At 68.0% G+C, this 23859-nt stretch carries 20 protein-coding genes; 6 read left to right on the forward strand and 14 right to left on the reverse strand.

Going from position 1 to position 23859, the window contains the following annotated elements; genetic code table 11:
• Positions 1-1152 (reverse strand): NAD(P)/FAD-dependent oxidoreductase, encoded by a 1152-nt coding sequence (locus tag ASF63_RS04665; protein ID WP_056509995.1) that lies wholly within the window; start codon positions 1150-1152, stop codon positions 1-3.
• 215 nt (positions 1153-1367) lie between these two features.
• On the opposite strand from ASF63_RS04665, the gene ASF63_RS04670 reads away from it, so the two are divergent.
• A complete protein-coding gene (locus ASF63_RS04670) occupies positions 1368-2732 on the forward strand; it encodes a DUF349 domain-containing protein (RefSeq protein ID WP_082477820.1) in 1365 nt (454 codons plus the stop codon).
• A 61-nt stretch (positions 2733-2793) separates the two neighbouring features.
• The gene (locus ASF63_RS04675) at positions 2794-3345 is read left to right on the forward strand and encodes a type IV toxin-antitoxin system AbiEi family antitoxin (RefSeq protein ID WP_056509997.1); all 552 of its coding nucleotides are present in this window, start codon (positions 2794-2796) and stop codon (positions 3343-3345) included.
• Here the strand turns inward: ASF63_RS04675 and ASF63_RS04680 are convergent.
• The 8 genes from ASF63_RS04680 to ASF63_RS04715 form a co-directional block, all read right to left on the reverse strand.
• On the reverse strand, positions 3332-5581 hold the full coding sequence (locus ASF63_RS04680) for a RelA/SpoT family protein (RefSeq protein WP_056509999.1): 2250 nt from the start codon (positions 5579-5581) through the stop codon (positions 3332-3334). The genes ASF63_RS04675 and ASF63_RS04680 overlap by 14 nt on opposite strands.
• A gap of 68 nt (positions 5582-5649) precedes the next feature.
• Positions 5650-6639: a protein translocase subunit SecF gene (gene secF / locus ASF63_RS04685; RefSeq protein WP_056510001.1), complete on the reverse strand. Its 990-nt coding sequence runs from the start codon at positions 6637-6639 to the stop codon at positions 5650-5652.
• Complete coding sequence (gene secD, locus ASF63_RS04690) at positions 6639-8369, reverse strand: protein translocase subunit SecD (protein WP_056510004.1); 1731 nt, start codon at positions 8367-8369, stop codon at positions 6639-6641. Before secD ends, secF begins: the two co-directional genes overlap by 1 nt.
• Before the next feature lie 53 nt (positions 8370-8422).
• Positions 8423-8827 carry a preprotein translocase subunit YajC gene (locus ASF63_RS04695; protein ID WP_321163149.1) on the reverse strand — a complete coding sequence of 135 codons (405 nt, stop codon included), beginning with the start codon at positions 8825-8827 and terminating at the stop codon, positions 8423-8425.
• A gap of 74 nt (positions 8828-8901) precedes the next feature.
• Positions 8902-9927 (reverse strand): Holliday junction branch migration DNA helicase RuvB, encoded by a 1026-nt coding sequence (ruvB, locus tag ASF63_RS04700; protein ID WP_056510008.1) that lies wholly within the window; start codon positions 9925-9927, stop codon positions 8902-8904.
• Entirely contained in the window at positions 9920-10525 is a 606-nt protein-coding gene (ruvA, locus tag ASF63_RS04705; protein WP_056510011.1) for a Holliday junction branch migration protein RuvA, read from the reverse strand. The genes ruvB and ruvA overlap by 8 nt, the downstream gene beginning before the upstream one ends.
• A gap of 9 nt (positions 10526-10534) precedes the next feature.
• On the reverse strand, positions 10535-11116 hold the full coding sequence (gene ruvC, locus ASF63_RS04710; RefSeq protein ID WP_056510014.1) for a crossover junction endodeoxyribonuclease RuvC: 582 nt from the start codon (positions 11114-11116) through the stop codon (positions 10535-10537).
• A 45-nt stretch (positions 11117-11161) separates the two neighbouring features.
• The gene (locus ASF63_RS04715; protein WP_056510015.1) at positions 11162-11923 is read right to left on the reverse strand and encodes a YebC/PmpR family DNA-binding transcriptional regulator; all 762 of its coding nucleotides are present in this window, start codon (positions 11921-11923) and stop codon (positions 11162-11164) included.
• 159 nt (positions 11924-12082) lie between these two features.
• On the opposite strand from ASF63_RS04715, the gene ASF63_RS04720 reads away from it, so the two are divergent.
• Together ASF63_RS04720 and ASF63_RS04725 are read left to right on the forward strand one after the other, a co-directional pair.
• Positions 12083-13036: an aminoglycoside phosphotransferase family protein gene (locus ASF63_RS04720; protein ID WP_056510017.1), complete on the forward strand. Its 954-nt coding sequence runs from the start codon at positions 12083-12085 to the stop codon at positions 13034-13036.
• 27 nt (positions 13037-13063) lie between these two features.
• Positions 13064-14443, forward strand: coding sequence for a pyridoxal phosphate-dependent decarboxylase family protein (locus tag ASF63_RS04725; RefSeq protein ID WP_056510019.1), 1380 nt, complete (start codon positions 13064-13066; stop codon positions 14441-14443).
• A gap of 16 nt (positions 14444-14459) precedes the next feature.
• Here ASF63_RS04725 and ASF63_RS04730 read toward each other — a convergent pair whose 3' ends face one another.
• The 5 genes from ASF63_RS04730 to pdxS all read right to left on the reverse strand — a co-directional run bounded on the left by ASF63_RS04730 (position 14460) and on the right by pdxS (position 21492).
• On the reverse strand, positions 14460-17819 hold the full coding sequence (locus ASF63_RS04730) for an ATP-binding protein (protein ID WP_056510021.1): 3360 nt from the start codon (positions 17817-17819) through the stop codon (positions 14460-14462).
• The gene (locus tag ASF63_RS04735; RefSeq protein WP_056510267.1) at positions 17816-18475 is read right to left on the reverse strand and encodes a DUF4194 domain-containing protein; all 660 of its coding nucleotides are present in this window, start codon (positions 18473-18475) and stop codon (positions 17816-17818) included. Before ASF63_RS04735 ends, ASF63_RS04730 begins: the two co-directional genes overlap by 4 nt.
• Positions 18468-19931, reverse strand: a complete 1464-nt coding sequence (locus tag ASF63_RS04740; RefSeq protein ID WP_056510023.1) for a DUF3375 domain-containing protein — start codon at positions 19929-19931, stop codon at positions 18468-18470. The genes ASF63_RS04735 and ASF63_RS04740 overlap by 8 nt, the downstream gene beginning before the upstream one ends.
• A 72-nt stretch (positions 19932-20003) precedes the next feature.
• Entirely contained in the window at positions 20004-20609 is a 606-nt protein-coding gene (pdxT, locus tag ASF63_RS04745; RefSeq protein WP_082477822.1) for a pyridoxal 5'-phosphate synthase glutaminase subunit PdxT, read from the reverse strand.
• The gene (pdxS, locus tag ASF63_RS04750; protein ID WP_056307605.1) at positions 20599-21492 is read right to left on the reverse strand and encodes a pyridoxal 5'-phosphate synthase lyase subunit PdxS; all 894 of its coding nucleotides are present in this window, start codon (positions 21490-21492) and stop codon (positions 20599-20601) included. The genes pdxT and pdxS overlap by 11 nt, the downstream gene beginning before the upstream one ends.
• Before the next feature lie 114 nt (positions 21493-21606).
• On the opposite strand from pdxS, the gene ASF63_RS04755 reads away from it, so the two are divergent.
• Both ASF63_RS04755 and pdxY read left to right on the forward strand, forming a co-directional pair.
• The gene (locus ASF63_RS04755) at positions 21607-22914 is read left to right on the forward strand and encodes an aminotransferase class I/II-fold pyridoxal phosphate-dependent enzyme (RefSeq protein WP_056510028.1); all 1308 of its coding nucleotides are present in this window, start codon (positions 21607-21609) and stop codon (positions 22912-22914) included.
• A 46-nt stretch (positions 22915-22960) separates the two neighbouring features.
• Positions 22961-23812, forward strand: coding sequence for a pyridoxal kinase PdxY (pdxY, locus tag ASF63_RS04760; protein WP_056510034.1), 852 nt, complete (start codon positions 22961-22963; stop codon positions 23810-23812).
• Positions 23813-23859 lie beyond the last annotated feature (47 nt).

Raw genomic sequence — 23859 nt, forward strand, 5'->3', positions numbered from 1 at the left:
TCAGATCGCCTGGAGCGCGCGCACTCGCGGCGTGCGACCTGCGGTGATGCCGCTGCCACCGGCGCGGGACGACGACATGTTCCATTCCTGCGCCTCGCGATCGGCCCTCCCCGACTCGCCGACGTCCGCTATGCGAACACTGCGTAGACCGAGCATCGACGGGTCCCCGTTGCTGCGGAGGATGGCGTCCCCTCCGAGGACCCTGGTCGTCGCCACCTCGGCCATCACGAGGCCCGGAGCAAGGAGACCGACACAGCGCCCCTCGAACCACGCGACCTCGCCGATCGCCAGGATGTGCGGCTCGGAGGTGCGGCAGCGCTCATCGATCACGATGCCGCCTGCCGGCGCGACCTCGATCGATGCGTTGCGCGCGAGCTCGTCCCGCGGCCGCACTCCCACTGCGAACAGGACGACGTCGACCGGTTCGATCGACCCGTCATCGAGTTCTAGCGCACTCACGCCGGCGGACGACTCCGTGATGATGCGGGTGGGGCGTACGCCGGAACGCACCTCGATGCCCCTCGCCTCCATCAGCGCAGTGACCTCCCTCTCGTCGGACGGACTTAGCTGCCGGGAGGTGTGGTGTTCGGAGTGCGGGAAGACGCTCGGCTGGATGCCCATCGCGACCAGCGCATCAGCAGCGTCGAGCCCGAGCAGACCGCCTCCGATGATCGCGCCGCGAAGAGGCCGGCCGGCCACCCGCCCACGCGCGGCGGCATAGCGATCGAGTCGCTCCAGGTCGTCGAGTGTCCGATACACGAAGCACCCGACGAGATCCGTGCCGTCGATGTCCTCCGGCGTGGCCGCGTAGGAACCCGTCGCGAGCACCAGGGTGTCGTAGCGAATCACGCGACGGGATCGCGTCGTCACCGTGCGTCCCGCGGTGTCGATGCGGAGGACGCGGTCGTCGGCGAGAAACCGCACACGGAAGTCATCGAAGACCGAACGGTCGAGCTCCAGCCCCTGCGGCGTCCCACCGCGGAGGAAGCCGGTCAGCCCCACACGGTCGTACGGGTGGAGTCCCTCGTCGCCGATGACCGTGACGTGCATCGGCTTCTCAGCCCGACTGATGAGGCTCTCGACGAATCGGTGCGCCACCATGCCTGCTCCGACGACCACGATCTCCTCCGTGGTGAGGATGGCCTCGTTCATGCTGCTCCATTCGGCGGGGGACGTCGTGGAGGCGACGATAGGAGCACGGTGTTTCCCGCATGTGACGCGCAGTGTTTCCTGCGTCGAACGTTCTGCTCACAGATCGATAACGACCATTGGGAGAAGCGACCACCACATCGCAGGCTCCCTGGCGTACTAGGCTGAAGGTCGTCCTTTCCGCCTCCCGCGGGCCCTACCGCGCAAGGAGAATCACCGTGTCTGCCACAGAGCCGTCGAAGCCGACTCCCCCCGTTCCCACCCGACCCGCCGCCCCGCTGCCGCGGAAGCTGCCCAAGCCCGCCGTTGCCGCTCCGGCTGCCACCGCCGCGCCTGTCAGCGCGTCGTCTGCCGCAGATGCCGCCAAGTGGGGTCGCGTGTCAGAAGACGGCACGGTCGAGGTCCGCGAGGGCGAAGACTGGCGCGTCGTCGGGCAGTACCCCGACGGCACTCCCGACGAGGCACTCGCCTACTTCGTGCGCAAGTACGACGACATCGCCTTCAAGGTCCATGCCCTCGAGCAGCGCCACCAGTCCGGTGGCGCGTCCGCCGGCGATCTCGTGAAGCAGGCCGGTCATCTGCTCGACGAGGCGACGGACGCCGCGGCTGTCGGTGATCTCGCCGGACTCCGCGAGCGGCTGAACACGCTGACCGCGTCGCTGTCGGAGGCGACGGCACAGGAGGCGCAGGCCGCGAAGGCCCTCGTCGATCAGGCCGTCACCGAGCGCACCGCCCTCGTGGAGCGCGCTGAGGCGATCGCCGCACGCGATCTCTCGAAGGTGCAGTGGAAGCAGGTCACTGCCGAGCTCGGCGAGCTCTTCGATGCGTGGCAGGCGCATCAGCAGAACGGACCTCGCCTCTCCAAGAGCGTGTCGCAGCAGCTCTGGAAGCGATTCCGAGACGCCCGTGGCACCGTCGACAAGGCGCGCCGCGCCTTCTACTCCGAGCTGGACGACACGCACAAGAGCGCCCGCGATGCGAAGACCCGTCTGGTCGAACGCGCCGAGGCCCTCGCCCCGCGCGGCGTCGACGGCATCCCGTCGTACCGGAACCTCCTCGACGAGTGGAAGGCCGCAGGCCGCGCTGGCCGCAAGGCGGACGACGCTCTCTGGGCGCGGTTCAAGGCTGCCGGTGACGCGCTGTACGCGGCACGCGCCGAGCAGTCCGCCGCGGAGGAAGCCGAATCCGGTCCGAAGATCGAGGCACGCCAGGCACTGCTCGAAGAGGCCAAAGCGGTTGCCGACGAGCCGAACATCAAGCGCGCCCGCGCGCTGCTCACCGGTATCCAGCGCCAGTGGGACGAGCTCGGCCGCATCTTCCCCCGTGAGAAGGAGCGTGCACTCGACGATCGCCTGCGGACGATCGAACAGGCGCTCAAGGCTCGCGAAGAGGTCGACTGGAAGAAGAACAACCCCGAGACCAAGGCGCGCGCCAACGACATGAGCTCGCAGCTGCTCGAGGCCATCGAGAAGCTCGAGGCCGAGCTCGCCGCGGCAGAGAAGTCGGGCGACAAGAAGGCGGCCAAGGTCGCAGCGGATGCTCTCGAGGCACGCCGCACCTGGCTCAGCGCCCTCGGAGGCTGACCCTCTCCACAGATCCACGGATCGACCCGGAACGCGGGATGCAACGCGCCAGACTGGCGGGATGCATCCCGCGTTCCTGTATCTGCCGGGTGGCCGGCTGACCGCCCCCGAACTCAGCGCTGCACGGCTCGACGGTCATCTCATCGAACTCGGCGAGGGGTACATCCCGGCCGATCTGGTCGAGAGCGCGAGCGCGCGAGCAGCTGCCGTCGCGACTCTCATCCCCGCGGATACCGCGGCATCGGGACCGACGGCCGCGTGGATCCACGGTGCCGGTGACACTCCCCCGGCGCGTCACCACGTCAGACGGGCGGTGCAGAGGCGGATCCGCCCCGCCGTTCCCGCGCGTGTCACCCTGCACGACACCGCGCTGCCCGCATCCGATCTCGTCTGGATCGGCGGAGTGCCGGTCATGACGCCCGCGCGCACGATGACCGACCTCGCACTCGGCCTCTACCGCGACGAGTCGCTGCGACGTTGGATGGTGCTGCTGTCCCTCGTCGACCCGCAGCTGGTGTCCGAAGCCATCACACATCTGGACGCGCTGTCGCGGGTACCGGGAAAGCGCGCCGGCCGCGGAGCGCTCGAGAGGCTGCTCGTCAGGACGACGTGACGCGGTAGACGTCGTAGACCGCGTCGATGCGTCGCACGGCGTTCAGTACCCGATCGAGGTGCACGGCGTCACCCATCTCGAACACGAAACGGCTGATCGCGAGGCGCTCGTCGGTCGTGCTGACCGTCGCCGAGAGGATGTTGACGTGGTGCTCGCTGAGCACGCGGGTGACGTCTGAGAGCAGACCCGACCTGTCCAGCGCTTCGACCTGGATCTGCACGCGGAAGACGCTCTTCGTCGTCGGCGCCCAGGACACCTCGACGAAGCGATCTTCCTCGCCGGCGAGGGCCTTCACGTTCGGGCAGTCCGTGCGGTGCACCGAGACGCCGCTTCCGCGCGTCACGAACCCCACGATCTCGTCACCGGGAACGGGCGTGCAGCACTTGGCGACCTTGACGAGGATGTCGGAAGCGCCTCGCACCAGCACGCCCGAGTCACCGGCACGCGGCTCTCGCGACGGCATGCTGCCCGGGAGATCGATCGGACCGGTGGCCGGGTCGGTCGCGGCGACGAGTGCTGTGACCTTCTCGAGCACCGACTGCGTCGAGACATGGCCTTCTCCGACCGCGGCGTACAGCGCGGAGACGTCTTCATAGCGGAGCTGGTGAGCGACCTCGGCGAACGAGTCCTGGCTCATCAGACGTTGCAAGGGCATGTTCTGTCGGCGCATCGCGCGCGCGATGGCTTCCTTGCCCTGCTCGATCGCCTCTTCGCGGCGCTCCTTCGTGAACCACCCGCGGATCTTGTTCCTGGCGCGGGTGCTCTTGACGAAGCCGAGCCAGTCCTGACTCGGACCGGCGTCAGGGTTCTTCGACGTGAAGACCTCGACCACATCACCGCTCTTGAGCTCGGACTCCAGCGGCACGAGGCGGCCGTTGACCTTGGAACCCATCGTGCGGTGGCCGATCTCGGTGTGCACGGCGTAGGCGAAGTCGACCGGTGTCGCTCCGGCGGGGAGCCCGACCACGCGCCCCTTGGGTGTGAAGACGTAGACCTCCTTCGCCCCGATCTCGAAGCGGAGGGAGTCGAGGAACTCACCGGGATCGGCGGTCTCGGCCTGCCAGTCCGAGATGTGCGCGAGCCAGGCCATGTCGCTGTCCGACGCGCGAACCTCGGCCTTGCCGCCGTTCATGCGCTCTTTGTACATCCAGTGGGCCGCGACGCCGTACTCGGCCTGCTGATGCATCTCGTGCGTGCGGATCTGGATCTCGACCGTGCGCCCCGACGGACCGATCACGGTCGTGTGCAGGGACTGGTAGAGGTTGAACTTCGGGGTCGCGATGTAATCCTTGAAGCGACCGGGGAGCGGCGTCCAGCGGGCGTGGATCGCACCGAGAACGGCGTAGCAGTCACGCACGGACGCGACGAGCACGCGGATGCCGATCAGGTCGTAGATGTCGTCGAACTCGCGGCCTCGGACCACCATCTTCTGATAGACCGAGTATAGCTGCTTCGGGCGCCCGACGACCTTGCCGCGGATGCGCAGATCCCTCAGATCCTCGTCGATCTCCTCGACGACCTGAGCGAGGTACTTCTCGCGCTGCGGAGTTCGCTGAGCGATCAGATTGTGGATCTCGTTGTAGATCTTCGGATGCAGCACGGCGAAGGACAGATCTTCGAGCTCCGACTTGATCGCCTGGATGCCGAGGCGATTGGCCAGCGGCGCGTAGATCTCGAGCGTCTCCTTGGCCTTCTTGGCGGCCTTCTCAGGCGGCACGAAGCCCCAGGTCCGCGCGTTGTGCAGTCGGTCGGCGAGCTTGATGAGCAGTACGCGGATGTCCTTCGACATCGCGACGATCATCTTGCGAACGGTCTCGGCCTGCGCGCTCTCGCCGTACTTGACCTTGTCGAGCTTGGTCACGCCGTCGACGAGCATGGCGACCTCGTCGCCGAACTCGGCGGTGAGGTCGGTGAGCGCGTAGCCCGTGTCTTCCACGGTGTCGTGCAGGAGTGCCGCCGCGATCGCTCGAGGACCGAGGCCCATCTCTGCGAGGATCTGGGCGACGGCGAGCGGATGAGTGATGTACGGTTCACCGCTCTGACGCTGCTGACCCGTGTGCTTGTCCTTCGCCACGGTGTAGGCGCGCTCGATGACCGCGAGATCACCCCGTGGATGGTTCGCACGCACGGTGCGGATCAGGTTGTCGAGGTCGTTGACCCTGGGCGCGCGGGAGAAGATGCGGGGAACCAGTCGTCTCAGGCTGGATCCCTGCGACGCCGTCTGCGGTTCCGCCATCCGCTCACCTCCGAATCACAACAGCTTACGCGTGCTCTGCGGGGTGCGGCCCCGCAGAACGGGAACGATCAGGCCTCTACTGCGGCCTTCTCGCGGGACTCGCGCACCTTCTCGTCACGGGCCTTGATCTGCGGCTCGTTCTCACGGAAGAGCGAGTAGAGCGGGGCGGCGACGAAGAGGGTCGAATACGTGGCCACCAGGATCCCGACGAAGATCGACAGCGAGATGTCGGTCAGCGACTCGGCACCGAGCCAGAAGGCGCCGATGAAGAGCACAGCGCCGACCGGCAGCGCGGCCACCACCGATGTGTTGATCGATCGCACGAGGGTCTGGTTGACCGCGAGGTTCACCGATTCGCCGAATGTCCGAGAGGAGTTCTCGCCGTCTTCCGTGGTGTTCTCGCGGATCTTGTCGAACACGACGGTGGTGTCGTACAGCGAGTACGCGAGGATCGTCAGGAAGCCGATGACGGCAGCGGGCGAGATCTCGAAGCCGGCCAGCGCGTACACGCCCACCGTGATCACGAGCACGTCGAGCAGGCCGATGATCGCGGCAGCCGACATCTTCCAGGTGCGGAAGTAGATCGCGAGGATCAGGAAGGTCAACGCGAGGAAGATCGCGAGACCCCACAGCGACTGCTTCGTGACGTTCTCACCCCAGGCCGGGCCGATGAACGACGATGTGACGCTCTCGGGCTCGACGCCATAGGCCTCCGCCAACGCCTCGGAGACCTGCTGGGTCTCCTCCGCGCTCATCTGGTCGGTCTGCACGCGGATGTCGCTGCCGCTGATGACGACCACCTTGGTCGCAGCACCCGGTACGACGGACTGCACGGCATCCGTCGCGGTCTGCTGCTCGGTGGAGTCCGGCGCCTGGACCGTGAACTGCGATCCTCCGGTGAATTCGATCGAGAACTGGATCGGCCGGATCAGCGGCACGAGAGCAGAGCCCACCACGAGGATGATCGCGATGATGAACCACAGTCGGCGCTTCGCGACGAACGGGAAGGACGTCTTGCCCGTGTAGAGGTTGTTTCCGAATTCGTTCATGGAAGCCATCACGCGTCCCCCTCACTTCCGGTGCTGGTGGATCTGTCACCGGCGAGTGCTTCGGCGCGCTTGCGCTCTGCGATGGTCTGGCGGCGATCTGCCTCGCCGCGTGAACGGGCGTTCTTCGCTCCCCGACCGGCCGTGGCCGTCGAGACCTGGCGGAACTGCGAGCGGCTGCGGTACACGGCCCCGAGCGACTCAGGATCGAGGCCCGAGAGCTTGTGGCCACCGCCGAAGAACTTCGTCCTCGCGAGCAGCTGCATGACCGGGTGCGTGAAGATCACGAAGATGAACACGTCGATGAGCGTCGTGAGCCCGAGGGTGAATGCGAAGCCCTTCACGGTGGCGTCCGCGAGGATGTACAGCACCACGGCCGCCAGGATGTTGATCGACTTCGAGATGTAGATCGTTCGTTTCGCTCGACCCCAGCCGTCTTCGACCGCCGAGGTGATCGACTTGCCGTCACGGAGCTCGTCTCGAATTCGCTCGAAGTACACGATGAAAGAGTCGGCCGTGAATCCGATCGACACGATCAGACCCGCGACACCCGCGAGCGAGAGGCGGAAGCCGAGTCGCCACGCGAGGATGCAGATGATGACGTACGTGAGCACGGCCATCACCGCGATCGACGCGATGATCACAGACCCGAGTGCTCGATAGACGATCAGCGAGTAGATCGCGACGAGTGCGAGACCGATGAGTCCGGCGATCAGTCCGATCTGCAGCTGCTGCGTTCCGAGGGTCGCCGAGATGGTGTCTGAGCTCTGCACGGTGAAGCTCAGCGGAAGCGCACCGAACTTGAGCTGGTCTGCCAGGGCGGTCGCAGAGTCCTGATCGAAGTCGCCGGAGATACTGGGGCGACCGTCGAGGATCTGCCCGTTCATCCGCGGTGCGCTGATCACGGAGCCATCGAGGACGAATGCGAACTGGTCGCGGGGCGTCAGGTTCTCGAGGCGGTTCTGATTGAGACGCGTGCTCACCTCGCCGAAAGCCTCCGTGCCGTCGGCGTTCATCGTCAGCTGCACGAGCCACGCGCCGGACTGCGGGTCGCGGCCTGCCGTGGCGTCGGTGATCGCGGTGCCGGTGAGCTCGGTCGGACCGAGGAGGTACTTCGCCTGCCCCGTCGGGTCGCAGGCGACGAGCGGCTCATCCTGCGGGGCGCGGGACGGGTCGTTCTCGGGGTTCGCGCAGTCGTAGGCCTGGAACTCGGCAGCGAGCTTGTCGGTGACCCACGACAGATCGCTCGCATCGGTCGGCTCAGCGGTCGGAGTGTCGTTGACCGAATCGTCCGGCGCCGGGAACGCGGTCTCGTTGCCGTCCTCGCCCACGAACGTGTTGGTGCCGGCGGTCGTCGCAAGCACCGGGCGGAACTGCAGCTGGGCGCTGGACTGGATCCGCTCACGGGTCTGCTGGTCTGCGACACCCGGGATCTGGACGACGATGTTTCGGCCACCCTCGGTGGTGATGTCGGCCTCGGCCACACCAGAGGCGTCGACGCGCTGCCGGATGATCGCCGCCGCCTGGTCGAGCTGCTCCGACGAGGGCGCTGCTCCGTCCTCGGTCTCGGCGCTGAGCACGATCTGCGTTCCGCCCTGCAGGTCGAGCGCGAGCTCGGGTGCCCACGAGCTCTGCTTGAAGACGTAGACGCCCAGTGCGTTGATGCCGAAGAGGAGGCCCGTCACCAGGACGAGACCGAGAAGGACTCGCCAGGCGTGACGGACCGGGGAAGAAGTGGCCACGTGTGATCAGCTTTCTTAGATGCCGGAGTGCCGAGGTGGTGCAGCGGTGAAGACTACTTGTCGTCGGCGTCGCGCTCGAGACGACGACGGGTCTCCTCGGTGGTCTCGATCGCCGGAGCGTCGTCGAGAGGTGCGTCGTCGACCACGACGACCGAGTCGTCGACCTCGTCGACGACGGCGTCCTTGGGCTCGACGATGCGGAGGATGGCCTGGCTGTGCACCTCGATGACCGTGCCGGGAGCGATCTCCACGAGCGCGGGCGAGTCGAGGTCATCATGGTCGTAGGCCACGATCGTGCCGTAGATGCCGCCCTGGAGCAGCACCTTCACACCGGGGACCGTCTTGGTCGCCTTCTCTTCCTGCTCCGCCTTCATCTGCTTCTGGCGCTTGCGTCCGTTGACGAACATGAAGACGACGAGCACGGCGAGAAGGCCGAAGAGGAGGATTTCCATGGGCATGGTGGCAGGGGGCCTTTCTCAGGTGCGCGCACCAGAAGAGGGCGCGCAGTTCTATCGGGGGAAGTCTTCAGTGATTATAGGTCATCGAGGCGAAGCGCCCCGTCCGGGTGCGCCACACCGAGGTGCGCATAGGCCTCGGGCATCGCGACGCGCCCTCGGGGCGTCCGCCCGAGGAAACCGATTCGCACGAGGTACGGCTCGACGACGCTCTCGACCGTCTCGGCCTCCTCGCCGACCGCGACCGCGAGGGTGCTCAGGCCCACGGGGCCTCCGCGGAATCGTCGCACGAGGGCCTCGAGAACCGCTCTGTCGAGGCGATCGAGACCGATGGGATCGACATCGTAGAGTTCCAAGGCCGCCTGCACGCCCTCGAGCGTCGCCGCTCCTCCCCCGTGCACGAGGGCGTAGTCCCGCACGCGTCGCAGCAGCCGGTTCGCGATGCGGGGCGTCCCCCGCGACCGACGGGCGATCTCGGAGAGCGAGTCACGGGGGAGGTCTACCCCGAGCACCTGCGCCGAGCGATCGATGACCCGCTCGAGATCGGACTCGTCGTAGAACTCGAGGTGGCCCGTGAAGCCGAAGCGGTCGCGCAGGGGGTTGGGCAGCAGGCCCGAGCGTGTCGTCGCTCCGACCAGGGTGAACGGCGCGAGCTCCAGCGGGATGCTCGTCGCCCCCGCCCCCTTGCCCACCATGATGTCGATGCGGAAGTCCTCCATCGCGAGGTACAGCATCTCTTCCGCAGAGCGCGCCATGCGGTGGATCTCGTCGATGAACAGCACCTCGCCCGGCACCAGGCTCGACAGCAGCGCCGCGAGATCGCCGGCGTGCTGGATCGCGGGACCACTCGAGAGTCGGAGAGGGCGCTCGCTCTCGTGAGCGACGATCATCGCGAGCGTGGTCTTGCCGAGCCCGGGAGGACCCGCGAGCAGGATGTGATCGGGGGGCCGGTTCTGGATGCGCGCCGCGTCGAGGAGCAGCTGGAGCTGGCCGCGCACCTTCTGCTGCCCGACGAACTCGCCGAGACTCGTCGGGCGCAGTGCGCCTTCGATCGCGAGCTCCGTGTCGTCGGAGGGCTCCGTGGCGTCGAGGGCGTCAGACACGTGCAGGCCCCAGAAGTGCCAGGGTCCGACGCAGCAGCGGCGCGACGGTCGCGCGCTCGGCGTCGGTGGCTTCCGCAGCGGTCTGGGCCGCGGCCTCGGCGGCGACCTTCTCTGACCATCCGAGGCCGACCAGAGCGGCAGTCACCTGATCCACCACGTCGACGGGTCCGCTCGCCGTCTGCTTCGCCGGCGAGCCCACCGGGTGCACCTTGCCCGCGAGCTGGAGGACGATGAGCTTGGCCGTCTTGGGGCCGATGCCGGAGACGCGCCGGAACGGCGCGTCATCCTCGGCCGTCACTGCGTCGGCGATCTGATCCACGGTGAGATGCGACAGCACACCGAGCGCGGACTTCGGCCCGACCCCCGTCACGCTGATCAGCAGCCCGAAGATCTCGAGTTCGCTGCGGTCGGCGAAGCCGAAGAGCGACAGCGAGTCCTCGCGCACGATCAGACTCGTGTGCAGCAGCAGTTTCTCGCCGACGGTCGCCGTGTGGGCCACGTCGGCGGGAACGGCGACCGAGAACCCGACGCCTCCGACGTCGATGATGACCTGATCGGCGGTCGAGTGGAGGACGGCGCCGTGCAGCGAGGAGATCATCCCCTCAGCCTACGCACCCGGTCGTATATATGTTCGAGCGACACGCTCCGCGTCGGCCCAGGCGCGCTGGGCGGGCGTGAGGGCCCCCTGACCCGGCGCGCCGGCGCTCCCGCGACGCCAGGCGTGGCACAGCGCGATCGCGAGGGCATCCGCGGCGTCGGCCGGCTGAGGAGGAGCATCCAGGCGCAGGATGCGCGCGATCATCGACTGCACCTGCCGCTTGTCCGCCGAGCCGTAACCGGTGACAGCAGCCTTCACCTCGCTCGGAGTGTGCGTGGCAGCAGGAAGACCCGCCTCGGCCGCGAGCAGCAGCGCAACACCGCTCGCCTGGGCCGTGCCCATCACGGTATGGGTGTTCTGCTGAGCGAATACGCGCTCGACGGCCACGGCATCCGGGTTGTGCTCCGCGATGACCTCGCGGATGCCGGCGGCGACGAGCGCGAGCCTCTCACCGATCGGCAGGTCGGGCGCCGACCGGATGACGCCGACGTGCACGAGCGTGCCGCGGCGCGACCCGTCGACATCGACGACCCCGACACCGCAGCGGGTGAGGCCGGGGTCGATGCCGAGCACGCGAAGCGAGGAGGTCACCCCTCCAGGCTATTCGTCGTCATCGCCTGCGGACGCTCGCCGCGCCTACGCGTCGTCGTTCTCGAGCTCTGCCTGCACGTCGGCCGTGAGATCGAAGTTGGTGAAGACGTTCTGCACGTCTTCACTGTCTTCGAGCGCGTCGATGAGACGGAAGATCTTGCGCGCGGTGTCGGCGTCGATCTCGACCTTGAGGTTCGGCACGAACTCCACGTCGGCCGACTCGTAGTCGATGCCGGCCTCCTGCAGAGCGCTGCGGACGGTCACGAGATCGGTCGCCTCGGTGATGATCTCGAAGCCCTCGGCGTGGGGCTCGATCTCTTCGGCGCCAGCTTCGAGAGCCGCCATCATGACGTCGTCCTCGGTCGTCCCCTCGGAGCCGACGACGATGACACCCTTGCGACTGAAGTTGTACGCCACGCTGCCGGGATCGGCGAGAGTGCCGCCGTTGCGGCTGAGCGCCGTGCGCACCTCTGCAGCTGCCCGGTTCTTGTTGTCGGTCAGACACTCGATCATCATCGCGACGCCGTTGGGTCCGTAGCCTTCGTACATGATCGAGGTGTACTCGACCGCTTCGCCGCCGATGCCCGCTCCGCGCTTCACCGCGCGGTCGATGTTGTCCTTCGGGACAGACGTCTTCTTCGCCTTCTGCACGGCGTCGAACAGCGTCGGGTTCCCCTGCAGGTCGGCTCCGCCGAGCTTGGCGGCGACCTCGATGTTCTTGATGAGCTTGGCCCAGGACTTGGCGCGCCTGGAGTCGATGATGGCCTTCTTGTGCTTCGTGGTGGCCCACTTGGAATGCCCGGACATAAGTCTCCGCTCGTCGTATCCGCCCGTGGGCTCGGCCCAGGGCATCGTCCATTCTATCGAACCATGCCCGCTCCATGCGGCTGCACACGTGTCGAGGGACTGCTGTCGACCGCTGATAGCGTCGATCGGATCAGCCGACCGCAGAGGACGCACCCGATCATGATCTCAGGCGCCGACCGCCTCCGCCCCGAGTGGACGTCTCTTCCCCCTGGCATCCGCTCGGGGGTCATCGGAGCGATCGGCGGTCAGTTCGTCTCCGACTCCCCCGCACACGGAGGCTTCAGCGCCTCGTACGCCGGCGTCGTCGTGACGACGGTCGGGCGCGCCTTCGTCAAGGCATGCGGTGCCGACTGGCACGCGGACTCCCTTCATTTCCTCCGCGAGGAGATCCGCGCCGTCTCGATGCTCCCACCGCATCTCGGGCCGTCGGTGCGCGCGACGATCGATACGGATGCCGGTGTCGCGCTCGTGCTGGAAGCGATCGACGGCCGGCATCCTGGTGCGACCTGGACCACTCGCGATCTCGACTCCATCGCTGCGAGCATGGCTCGGCTGTCGGCCACTGCTGCGCCTGAGGGGATGGAGAGGGCGGAGAACAGGATGATCCCGGGCTTCACACGATGGGCGCAGATCGCAGAGGATCCGCTCCTGCTCGCGGGCCTGCCGATGTCTCTGCGCGCACGGATGCCGGAGTTGAGGGAGGTCGAGAAGGAGTTCCGCGACGCTCTGCACGGCGATGCCATCGTCCACGACGATCTGCGAGCCGACAACATCCTGATCAGCGACGGTGAGGCGCGTCTTCTCGACTGGCCGCACGCGCGCCGTGGCGCGGCGTGGGTAGATCTCCCCTGCTTCCTCCCCAGCGTCGAAGCATCGGGAGGCCCCCGATGTGAGGATGCGTGGCGGATCTTCGAAGCCCACGGCGCACCGACGCAGCACGCGCTGCTCCCGGTCATCTCGGGCTTCGCGTCGTTCCTCTGGTTCAACCAGGCTCAGCCGGAGATCCCCCAGCTGCCGGGGCTGCGGGCGTTCCAGCGACAGCAGGCCGTACCCGCCCTCCGATGGCTGGCGAGCGTGACCGAAGGGCTGACGGGCAGCATCCCCCTGGTGTGACGCGGATCACGGGTGTAGTCCTGACTCATGGACCACAGCGTCGACGATGACAGGATCCGCGGGTTGGACGCCGCCCACCGCGCGGCAATCGAGTTCCTCAGTTCGCTCGACGACAGACCGGTGTGGCCGCGTGCGACTCTCGCCGAGATGCTCGACGCATTCGGCGGACCGCTGCCCGCTGAGGGACTGGATGCCGAGGACGTCATCGGGCAGATCGTGTCACGGGCAGACCCCGGCCTCGTCGCCATCCCCGGCGGACGCTTCTTCGGATTCGTGATAGGCGGTACGCATCCTGCCGCACTCGCCGCCGACTGGCTCGTCTCGGCCTGGGACCAGAATTCGGGGTCGGCGCTGCTCACGCCGACGACCGTGGCGTTGGAGCGCGTAGCTGGGCGATGGATGCTCGACATCCTCGGTCTGCCCGAATCCGCGAGCGTCGGATTCGTCACGGGAGGCCAGATGGCGAACTTCACCTGCCTCTCGACGGCCCGCAACGCCGTGCTCGCCCGAGTCGGATGGAACCTCAGCGAGCAGGGGCTGCGGGAGTCTCCGCCGATCCGCTTCGTCGTGGGCGCCGATCGTCACGGATCGATCGACCGAGCGGCCCGCTTCCTCGGGATCGGCCGCACCGAGATCACCGTCGTCGAATCCGACGACGAGGGACGCATGCGCCCCGACGCGCTGAGCCGTGTGCTCGACACCGGCTCAGGACCGGCCATCGTCTGTCTTCAGGCCGGCGAAGTGCACACCGGAGCGTTCGACGACTTCGCAGCCCTCGTGCCGATCGCCCACGAGCACGGCGCCTGGGTGCACGTCGATGGGGCGTTCGGACTGTGGGCAGCGGCATCCGAGTCGCTACGGCCGCTCACGGCAGGCATGTCCGGCGCCGACTCCTGGGCCACCGATGCGCACAAGACGCTCAACGTGCCCTACGACTGCGGGATGGCCATCGTCCGGGACCCCGCCGACTCGATCGCCGCGTTCCGCACCGGCGGCGACTACCTGATCTACACGAGTCTGGATCCCTGGGACGTCACCCCGGAGCTCTCGCGTCGCGCGCGCGGCGTACCCGCCTGGGCGGCGATGCGCAGTCTGGGGAAGGATGGGATTGCGCACCTGATCGACAGGCTGCATGAGAACGCGGTCGCGATGGCCGCGGGGCTCGCCTCGATCGACGGCATCCGCATCCTCAACGAGGTCGGTTACACCCAGGTCATGTTCCGGCTCGATGAAGACGACGCGACCCGCGCCCTCGGTGAGGCCGTTCTCGTCGAGGGAACGGCCGCTCTGACCGGCGCCGAATGGCGAGGCCGCGCAGCGTTGCGCTGCTCGATGTCGTCCTGGGCGACGACCCGAGACGACATCGACCGCACGGTCGACGCGATCCGGGACCTCGTGGCCGGGTGAGCCGCGTCGAGTCCGATCACTCGGTCCCGGCGGGCAGACCGACCTTGGGCCGGGCCCACGAGCGCCCGCGAGTGTCCTTCAGGATGTCGTACTCCACGTCGACATGGGGTTCGATCGCACTGTACTTGTCGTTCGGCGCGCCGATCACGAGCTGGAAGCCGAGACCCCGCCACGCACCGATCGCACGCTTCGTGAAGTGCGCGTCCGCCTTGATGAGTGCCTCGTCCATGAACACCGGCGCGTATCGCGGACGCTCAGCCCCCGCGTCGCCGAGCTGATATCGCAGAGCGGCCCCGACGATGAACGCGACGAGCTCCTGCGACTCTCCCCCGGACTTCTCGCCGATGTGGTCGTAGAGGGCCACGTGCTCCCGTGTGGTGGCGTGGATCCGTTCGGCACTCACCCTGACGTGGTTGCGCACATCGATGAGCTCGGCGAAGTCCGGCGCGGTCCGCCGCATCCGGCCGATCAGGCGACTCATCCTCCGATAGACGCTCTCGCGATCCGCATCCGTCGCGGCTGCGTCGATGAGGCCGCGCACCTCGCGCAGCTCCCGACGGAATCGCCTGCGCGCCTCGGACTGATTCTCGCGCGGCGTGATCTGCAGGCGATGCTCGTCGTCGTAGAACGGCAGTTCTTCCATGATCCTGTTGATCGGGTCGATGCGGTTCTTGATCTCGCGCAGCGAGCGACCGAGCGTCGAATCGAGACTCGTCAGATCGTTGCCGGAGAGCTTGAGCAGGCTGTCTCGCCACTCGGACTCCAGCTCGTGCAGGCCGTTGGTCTCGAGCGCGTCGAGAATGCCCTCGAACTCGGCGACCGACTCGTCGGGGTCGGCCAGGATCGTCAGGGTGTCCCAACGCTCGAGGAACCCCGTCATCAGGCGTCGCATCTGCTCGCGCTGGTCGGCATGCGCCGCAGCAGCCGACGTGCGATCCTCGAGCAGCCTGGTCGCCGCGGTGCGCAACGCGGAGTCGAGGTGGGCGAGTCGCTCCGACGCGGTGACGCTGACGGCCGAGTCCGCACCGAGGAAGCGCGCGTCGAGGAAGGAACGGTGCCGCTCCTCGAGAGCGATCTCCGACGCTTCCGCCGCATCCACGATGCGCTGGCACGCGTCGACCTGGTCCGTCACCTCGACCCAGCGATCCTGGGCGACCGTGAGGTCGCCGCCGAGACGGGAGTTCTCATCCCGCAGACGGCCTGCCCGCTTCCGGAGCTCCTCGGCCTGAGAACGCAGCTCGGCGATCTTCGGGTTCTCGTCGGTGACCTCCGCCTCGACCGCGAGCCAGCGCGCGCGTTCCGCAGACACGGCCTCGACATCGAGCTGATCCCAGGTGAGGTCCTCGATCTTCGCGTGCGCCTTGGCTGTGGCCTCGATCCGGTCGAGACCGGCCTCCGCCTCGGCAGCCGCGGAAGCCGCAGCATCCCGTCTGCTCTCCAGCTCGCTGATCTGTTCGTCGAGCTCGCGCAGACGGCGCGCATTCGAGAATCCGAGTAGGTTCGCGCGTCCGTGACCGCCATGCGACCCTCGGTCGCCCTGAGACACCTGCCCCGCGAGCGTGAGCGCACGAGGATGCTCGGCGAGCTCGGCCGAGGAGTCGACGCACACGTACTCGAACCGCTCACGGAGGCGCTGCTGGAGCCACCCTGTGAACGGGGTGGACCGATGGTCGAGACGACCGGGAAGCGTTCGCGGGTCAGCCGTCCGCGATTCGACGAGACCGGTGTGCACACCTTCGTAGCTGATCCGCTCTGCGGTGCGGACGGAGTCGATGGCGGCGCGGAAGCGTCCGAGGTTCGCGACGTCGATCAGCAGCGTCCGTGCGAATCCGCCGAGCGCGAGGTTGAACGCTTCCCGCCAGGGCTCGAACTCGGTGCGCACCTCGATCAGCTCGCCGACGAACGGCAGATCCGTCGGAGCGAGCCCGGCGGCCCGAGCGAGGAGGGCTCTCGACTCGTCCAGATGCGCAGGAATGCTCCCGCGGAGTTCTCGCGCGCGCTCCCGTTCGGCCTGCACCCGGGCGAGCTCGCTCGCAGCAGCTCTGCGCGCAGACTCGGCATCGGCGAATGCGGCGCGCGCAGCACGGAGACCGGCCTGCGGGAGGTCTCGACCGAGACGGGCGAGCAGGTCCTCGAATCCGGCCGCGTCATGCACCTCCGCGCCGAGCTCGGCTGCGACGGCGTCGAAACGGGACCGCTCGCGCTGGATGTCCTCGAGCCGGCGCTCAACGCCGCGCAGCTCACGCTGAGCAGTCTCCAGGCGATCGCCTCCCGACTGTCGCAGCACGTCCAGAAGCCCTTCACGCTCGACCTCGGCAGCGGCGATGAGGGCACTCTTCTCTCGCACCGCCAGCTGGAGGGCCTGAGTCCGGTCGCGCAGGTCGGTCTCCACCTCGCGCAGGAGGTCGAGACGACGTTCAGCGCTCCACAGCGCCGCGAGCGAGGTCGGCTCCGAGAAGACCCCGACCTCGTCCACGACCCGCATCCGCTGCGAAGCCGCCTCGATGCGCTCGGAGATCCCCCGGATCGGCTCGAGGGCCGCCACCTGCTGCTTCGCGACCAGCATCCTCGTACGCGTGCTCTCGAGCTCGTCGAAGTGAGCGACCACCGCGTCCGCGGTCGCCATCGTCTCGGGTTCCTCGAGCACGAGCTTCTTGTACAGGTCGTCGACCGTGGTGATCTGCTGGCCGGCCTGGATCCGGGCGAGGAGGCTGATCGCCTTGGCGCCGGATCCTGCGGCACCGATTCCGAGCACCGCGTGCAGGCGCGCGGAGAACTCGCGATCGGTCGCGACCGGATCGAGGCCGACGGCGCGCACCGACGCGTCATTGAGACGCTGAGCCACGGCCCGCTCGAGGAGCGTGAGATCGAAGGCTCCGTCGATCGTGGCGCGAAGCCTCGTGGTGTCCTCGAGCGTCCGGGCATCCGCGGGGATGTACCAGCCGCGCACCGCCGTGAAGCGCGACCCGTCGTGATCCAGCCAGGTCATCGAGACGGCGCTCCATGTGTCCTCGCCGTCACCGCGCAGCACGCGGAGCTTGGTGCCCTCGTCGGTGCGGGACTCGTCGATCTTGCCCCGGCCGTACGACAGGATGTTCCGCTGCTCCTCGCCGCGCGGGCGCCCCGTGACCCCGCCGTTCGAGGCACCGTTGAAGGGCGTCGTGTGCGGCATCATGAGGGCGATGTAGCCGTCCATGAGCGTGGACTTGCCAGACCCCGAACCGCCGCACAGCAGGGTCGCATCGGGCGAGAACCGCACCCGGTGCGGCCCACCGTCGTAGCCGCCCCAGTTGATGAGCTGCAGCTCTTCGGCGACCCACTGCTGGCCGCGGGAGCTCGCGGGGATCATCCCGAAGAGCGTGTCCATCATGGTCATCGTGCCACCACCGCCTGGGCTCGCAGCCACTCCCGCAGCTCTTTGAGCGTCTCGGCGCTGAGCACCACCTCGACGAGAGCGGTGATCCGATACCGCCCGCTGGTCTCCTCCTGCACGATTCCCTCTCGGTCCAACCGGTCCAGCGCGCTGCGGATCGCCCGCTGCTGCTTCGCGGTTCCGCCGTCGACATCGGCGAAGTAGCTGAGGACCGTCTGCTCGACATCTTCGATGTCGATCCGCACGGAGCCCTCGCCGGATGCGGACTCGCGCTGGTAGACGGTTCGCAGATGCACGAGCACGAGCGTCTCCGCTCGCGAATACGGAGAATCCTTCAGCAGCACGGGCATCTCGACTTCATCGGAGCGCAACTGCTGCTTGTACGCGAATCCTCGTGCGTGATCGATGATCAGCCGCAGGTAGATGTCATTGAGTCGCGACTCGATCACCTGCTGGTGCTCGAGCAGCAGCGTCCACTCGCGACGGTTGCGCTCCATCGAGAGGAAGCGGCGCTGGAGCAGGTGCACGAGCACCCGCCTGATCTCCGGATCGAGCGTGCCGCGGTCACCGGGGAAGTGCGCCTCGAGGTCGTCCTCCATCGCCGTGGGGGCGATGAAGCCCTCGTCCACGACGGCTGTGGTGAGGTCGTCGTCACTCATCTGCATCTTCTTTCGTGCTGCGGGCGGTCACGGTGCCGAAGGCGAACCGGCGAGTCGTCCCGTCGGGTCTCAGGGCTTCGACCGTCGAGATCCCATCGCCATCGGTGAGACCGTTCCGGTGCGCGATCTCGAGAAGACCGAGGAGGTCGACAGGGCGTCTGGCCGCGTCAGGCACCGCCCCGAACGCCTCTGCGAGATCGAAGTCTGCCTCGAGCCCGGCGACGTACGCCTCGAGCTCCGCATAGCGCGGCCCGCCCCACGCCCGCGTGTCGTGATCGAGGAAGTCGACGTCGTCCGCGTCGGCGAGGGGCGCCGGAGCACGCGGAGGACGGATGTCGCTGGTGGTCTGACGGAGATGCCCCAGATCGATCAGCGGCATGCTGCGTACCGGGTCGACGACTGTGGTCGGACCGGACCACCCGTGGAGCCCTGCGATGACGTCACGGAGGAGGTCGTCGATCTGACGATCGCGCAGCGGATCGTGGGTCTTCACCTGACCCGTGATCACGTGCGAGGCGCGACGCTGCGCGGCCAGCACCTCCTCGACCCCCAGCTCCACGCGTCGCGCGATCGCATCGAGCTCGGCACGCTGCGCGCCGTCGAGCATGCGCGCGAAGGGCTGGTCGAGCAGGCCGCGGAGCTGCTCGGTGAGGGCGTCGATGCGGTCGGGGTCGCCGATCAGGCGCAGGGCTCCCGCGAAGGCGCGTCCCTCCGGGGTCGACTGCATCACGTCCTGCGCACGCTGGAGGTACTCGCGCAGCACCTCGCTCGTCGGCCTCTCGTCCCTCCGGAGGTGGGCGACGACGTCGCGCTGCATCGCTCTGAGCGACTCGGCCACCCGAGTGAAGTCGGCGGGGAGCTCGCGCGCCAGGTGCAGCACGTTCTCCGCTTCCTCGAGGAGCTCCTCGTCGTCCGTGGGGTCCGCGTGTCCGGTTTCCTGGATGCGAGCGATCTCGGCGTCGAGCAGATCGCGCTCCGCGCGCAGTCGTGACAGGCGACGAACCGGGTCGACCTCGGCGCTGACCGAGAGATGATCCACGGCATCCAGCAGGGTGCGGACGCGGGAGTTCGACACTCGAGTGCGCCCACCGCCGGTGCGGCCCGAGATCTCGAGCGCGGCGACGGCGTGGGCCGACAGGCGATAGACCTCGACGTCGTCGTCGATCTGCTGGATCAGCCAGCCGAGACGCACCCAGTTGCGGCACACGTCACGTCCGCTCCCCGAGGGCAGCTTCCTGTCGTCCTCGTCGTACCCCGCTGCGCGGAGCTCGTCGAGCACCTCGGCCAGTTCGGCGTGGGCATCAGCGACCGCGACCGAGGCGCGGTCTGCGTTGAACAGAAGGGTGAGCGATGCCACCACGAACGGGGCGAACCGTCCGTGCAGGAGATCGAGGGTCGGTGTGCTGAATGCGGTGACGGCACGCGCGAACGCGGCCTCAGCCCTGGATCCAGTCACTCGAAAGAGAATAGTCCGACCTCGGGCTCCGGCCTGTCACCCCCGGTGCGTGGCGGGTCGCCCTCGACCCCGTCATCGACGAGCGGCGCGATCCCTGACGCTCTCGACGAACATCTCGTGGAATCGGGTCTCTCCGTCGACCTCGGGGTGGAAGCTGGTGCCGAGAAGCGCCCCCTGGCGCACCGCGACGATCCCGCCGTCCGGCAGCGAGGCGAGCACCTCGACCCCGTCGCCTGCGCGCTCGACGATCGGCGCACGGATGAATGTCGCGTGCACCGGCACATCGCCCAGCAGCGGCACGTCCAGGCCGATCTCGAACGACTCGGTCTGACGCCCGAAGGCATTGCGGCGAACGCTCACGTCCATGCCGCCGAATGACTGCTGCCCCTCGATACCGTCGAGCACCTCGTCTGCGAGCAGGATCAGCCCGGCGCACGTGCCGTACACCGGGAGACCCGTCGCGATCGCGGCGCGGATCGGCTCCTGCATCCCGAAGATGCGCGACAGCTTGTCGATCACGCTCGACTCGCCGCCGGGGATGACGAGGCCGTCGACGACCGCCAGCTCCGCCGGGCGACGCACCAGCGTGACCTCAGCGCCGAGGCCTGCGAGCAGGGCGGCGTGCTCGCGCACGTCGCCCTGCAGAGCGAGGATGCCGACCGGTGGATTACCAGCCACGCTCGGCCAGGCGGTGCGGGGCGGGGAGATCGGACACGTTGATGCCGACCATCGCCTCTCCGAGTCCGCGCGACACCTCGGCGATCACCTTCGCGTCGTCGAAGAACGTCGTCGCCTTGACGATCGCCTTGGCGCGCTCCGCGGGGTTTCCCGACTTGAAGATGCCGGATCCCACGAACACGCCGTCGGCGCCGAGCTGCATCATCATCGCGGCGTCCGCCGGAGTCGCCACGCCACCCGCGACGAAGAGCACGACCGGGAGCTTTCCGGTCTCGGCGATCTCGGCGACGAGCTCGTAGGGCGCCTGCAGCTCCTTCGCCGCGACGAACAGCTCGTCCTTCGGGAGGGCCGTGAGAGCGGCGATCTCGCCACGGATCTTGCGGATGTGCTTCATCGCCTCGGAGACATCCCCCGTGCCGGCCTCACCCTTGGAGCGGATCATCGCGGCGCCCTCGTTGATGCGGCGGAGAGCCTCGCCGAGGTTGGTGGCGCCGCAGACGAAGGGCACCGTGAATCCGTACTTGTCGATGTGGTTCACGTAGTCGGCGGGCGAGAGCACCTCGGACTCGTCGATGTAGTCGACGCCGAGCTCCTGGAGCACCTGCGCTTCGACGAAGTGGCCGATGCGCGCCTTCGCCATGACGGGGATCGACACAGACGCGATGATGCTGTCGATCATGTCGGGGTCGCTCATGCGCGACACACCGCCCTGCGCACGGATGTCGGCGGGAACCCGTTCGAGTGCCATGACTGCGACGGCGCCCGCGTCTTCGGCGATCTTCGCCTGGTCGGCGGTGACCACGTCCATGATCACGCCGCCCTTGAGCATCTCGGCGAGACCGCGCTTGACGCGCGAGGATCCGGTGGTGGTCTGTTCGGTCATGAGAGCTCCTGTCGGGGAAGCACGATGTGCATGAGTGTGTCGAACGATGTCTCGTTTGATCTAGGCCAAACAGTAGCACTGTCCGGAACGACCTAGAATCGGTGGTGAGGACACATGAGCGACGAGATCACAGGAACGACCGCAGCGGACATCGCCGACAGCGTGCGCGGCCTGCGTGATCGCGGTGTGCTGCGCGCCGGAAGTCCCCTGCCTCCCGTGCGCGAGCTCGCCACCCTCCTCGGCGTCAACCGCAACACCGCGGTCGCCGCCTACCGACAGCTCGCCCAGGCCGGGCTCGTGATCTCGCGAGGCCGTGCCGGCACCGTCATCGCCGGGCTCGAATCGGTCGCCCAGGAGGGCTACGCCTCCGACACCGTGCTGCGCGACGTCGGCACGGGCAACCCGGACCCCCGTCTGATCCCCGATCCGTCGCCGGCGCTGGCGACGGTGGCCGGTCGTCCGGTGCTCTACGGCGAGCCCGTGATCGACCGCGGACTCGATGACTGGGCGCGCGAATGGATCGCGCAGGATCTCGGTCACCTCGACTTCGGCATCACGATCACGAGCGGCGCCGTCGACGCCGTCGAACGCCTGCTCGCCCAGGCGCTGATGCGCGACGACGCCGTCGCCCTCGAGGATCCCTGCTTCCTCGCGAGCATCCACACGGTCCGGCTCGGCGGGTATCGGGCCGTACCCGTACCGGTCGACGAGCAGGGGATGACGGTCGAGGGGCTGCGCTCCGCCCTGGACGCCGGCGTGCGCGCCGTGATCTGCACCCCGCGTGCTCAGAATCCGACCGGGGCGAGTCTCACGACCGCTCGTGCCGCGGAGCTGCGTGCCGTGCTCGCCGAGCATCCGTACGTGCTGATCATCGAGGACGATCACTTCTCGATGCTGTCGCAGCGCACCTACGAATCGCTGATCGGCCCTGATCACCGCCGGTTCGCACTCGTGCGCTCGGTGTCGAAGTTCCTGGGTCCCGACATGTGCCTCGCCATCGCGGCGACGGATGCCACCACTGCTGAGCGCCTCGCCATGCGTCTGAGCCCCGGGACCACCTGGGTCAGCCACCTGCTGCAGCGTCTCACGCTCACGCAGCTGACCGACGACTCGGTGCTGTCACGCATCGCCGACGCCCGCGAGCACTACGCGGCACGCAACGCGGCGTTCGCCTCGCGCCTGCGCGAGCACGGCCTCGACTCCCCCACCACCGACGGCCTGAGTCTGTGGATCGAGCTGCCCAAGCCCGCGCGCCTCGTCGCCGAGCGGCTCATGCGCCGAGGCTGGCTCGCCCGCACCGGCGATGACTTCGCCCTCGATGAGCGCGCCGACCCGTCGCGCCACCTGCGCCTCACGGTGCACGACCTGTCCGAAGACGACACCGCGACGCTCGTCGCCGACCTCGTCGCCGCCGTCCGATGACCCACCGCCGCGGGAGCACTCCCGCCCTCACTGAAAGGATCGGGGAATGAAGGTCCTCTCCATCCAGTCCGCCGTCGCGTACGGCCATGTCGGAAACTCCGCCGCGGTCTTCCCTCTGCAGCGCATCGGCGTCGAGGTTCTCCCGGTCTACACCGTGAACTTCTCGAACCACACCGGCTACGGCGCCTGGCGCGGCCCGCTGATCGATCCGAACGACGTGCGTGAGGTCATCACGGGCATCGAGGAGCGCGGTGTGTTCGGCGAGATCGATGCGGTGCTCAGCGGCTATCAGGGCGGCGAGGGCATCGGAGACGTGATCATCGACGCCGTCGCCCGCGTCAAGGCGGCGAACCCCGACGCGGTGTACGCGTGCGACCCGGTGATGGGGAACGCGAAGTCCGGATGCTTCGTCGCACCGGCGATCCCGATCCTGCTGCGTGAGAAGGTCGTGCCCGTCGCCGACATCATCACTCCGAACCAGTTCGAACTCGGCTTCCTCACCGGAACCGAACCCGACACGCTGGAGTCCACGCTCGCCTCTGTCGACCTGGCGATGGCGATGGGACCGCGCACCGTGCTCGTCACGAGCGTCGAGCGCCCGGACCGCGAAGAGGGCACGATCGAGATGCTCGTCGCCGACTCGGCGGGCGCCTGGATCGTGCAGACTCCTCGGCTGCCCATGAAGGCGAACGGCTCTGGCGACGTGACCGCTGCGCTCTTCACCGCGCACTACGTCGAGACCGGCGACGCGAAGACGGCGCTCGAGCGCACGGCGTCGAGCGTCTTCGACCTGCTCGCCGCGACACTCGAGTCCGGTGCGCGCGAGCTGCAGCTCGTCGAGGCGCAGGAGTTCTATGCGAACCCGCGGATGCAGTTCACCGCACGCCAGGTGCGCTGAGCGGATCGAGCGAGCGCGTCGCGTTTCGTCTCGTCGCTGCGCCCCTC

Source organism: Microbacterium sp. Leaf320, assembly GCF_001423485.1.
In the GTDB taxonomy this organism is placed as follows: domain Bacteria; phylum Actinomycetota; class Actinomycetes; order Actinomycetales; family Microbacteriaceae; genus Microbacterium.

Coding starts and splice junctions, on each gene's coding strand:
- ASF63_RS04695 (WP_321163149.1), bottom strand. CDS start 8,827: ATGCCCATGGAAATCCTCCTCTTCGGCCTTCTCGCCGTGCTCGTCGTC.
- ASF63_RS04665 (WP_056509995.1), bottom strand. CDS start 1,152: ATGAACGAGGCCATCCTCACCACGGAGGAGATCGTGGTCGTCGGAGCA.
- ASF63_RS04755 (WP_056510028.1), top strand. CDS start 21,607: ATGAGCGACGAGATCACAGGAACGACCGCAGCGGACATCGCCGACAGC.
- pdxS (WP_056307605.1), bottom strand. CDS start 21,492: ATGACCGAACAGACCACCACCGGATCCTCGCGCGTCAAGCGCGGTCTC.
- ASF63_RS04720 (WP_056510017.1), top strand. CDS start 12,083: ATGATCTCAGGCGCCGACCGCCTCCGCCCCGAGTGGACGTCTCTTCCC.
- ruvA (WP_056510011.1), bottom strand. CDS start 10,525: ATGATCTCCTCGCTGCACGGCGCCGTCCTCCACTCGACCGCCGATCAG.
- ASF63_RS04725 (WP_056510019.1), top strand. CDS start 13,064: ATGGACCACAGCGTCGACGATGACAGGATCCGCGGGTTGGACGCCGCC.
- ASF63_RS04735 (WP_056510267.1), bottom strand. CDS start 18,475: ATGAGTGACGACGACCTCACCACAGCCGTCGTGGACGAGGGCTTCATC.
- pdxY (WP_056510034.1), top strand. CDS start 22,961: ATGAAGGTCCTCTCCATCCAGTCCGCCGTCGCGTACGGCCATGTCGGA.
- ASF63_RS04715 (WP_056510015.1), bottom strand. CDS start 11,923: ATGTCCGGGCATTCCAAGTGGGCCACCACGAAGCACAAGAAGGCCATC.
- ASF63_RS04730 (WP_056510021.1), bottom strand. CDS start 17,819: ATGACCATGATGGACACGCTCTTCGGGATGATCCCCGCGAGCTCCCGC.
- ASF63_RS04675 (WP_056509997.1), top strand. CDS start 2,794: ATGCATCCCGCGTTCCTGTATCTGCCGGGTGGCCGGCTGACCGCCCCC.
- ASF63_RS04680 (WP_056509999.1), bottom strand. CDS start 5,581: ATGGCGGAACCGCAGACGGCGTCGCAGGGATCCAGCCTGAGACGACTG.
- secF (WP_056510001.1), bottom strand. CDS start 6,639: ATGGCTTCCATGAACGAATTCGGAAACAACCTCTACACGGGCAAGACG.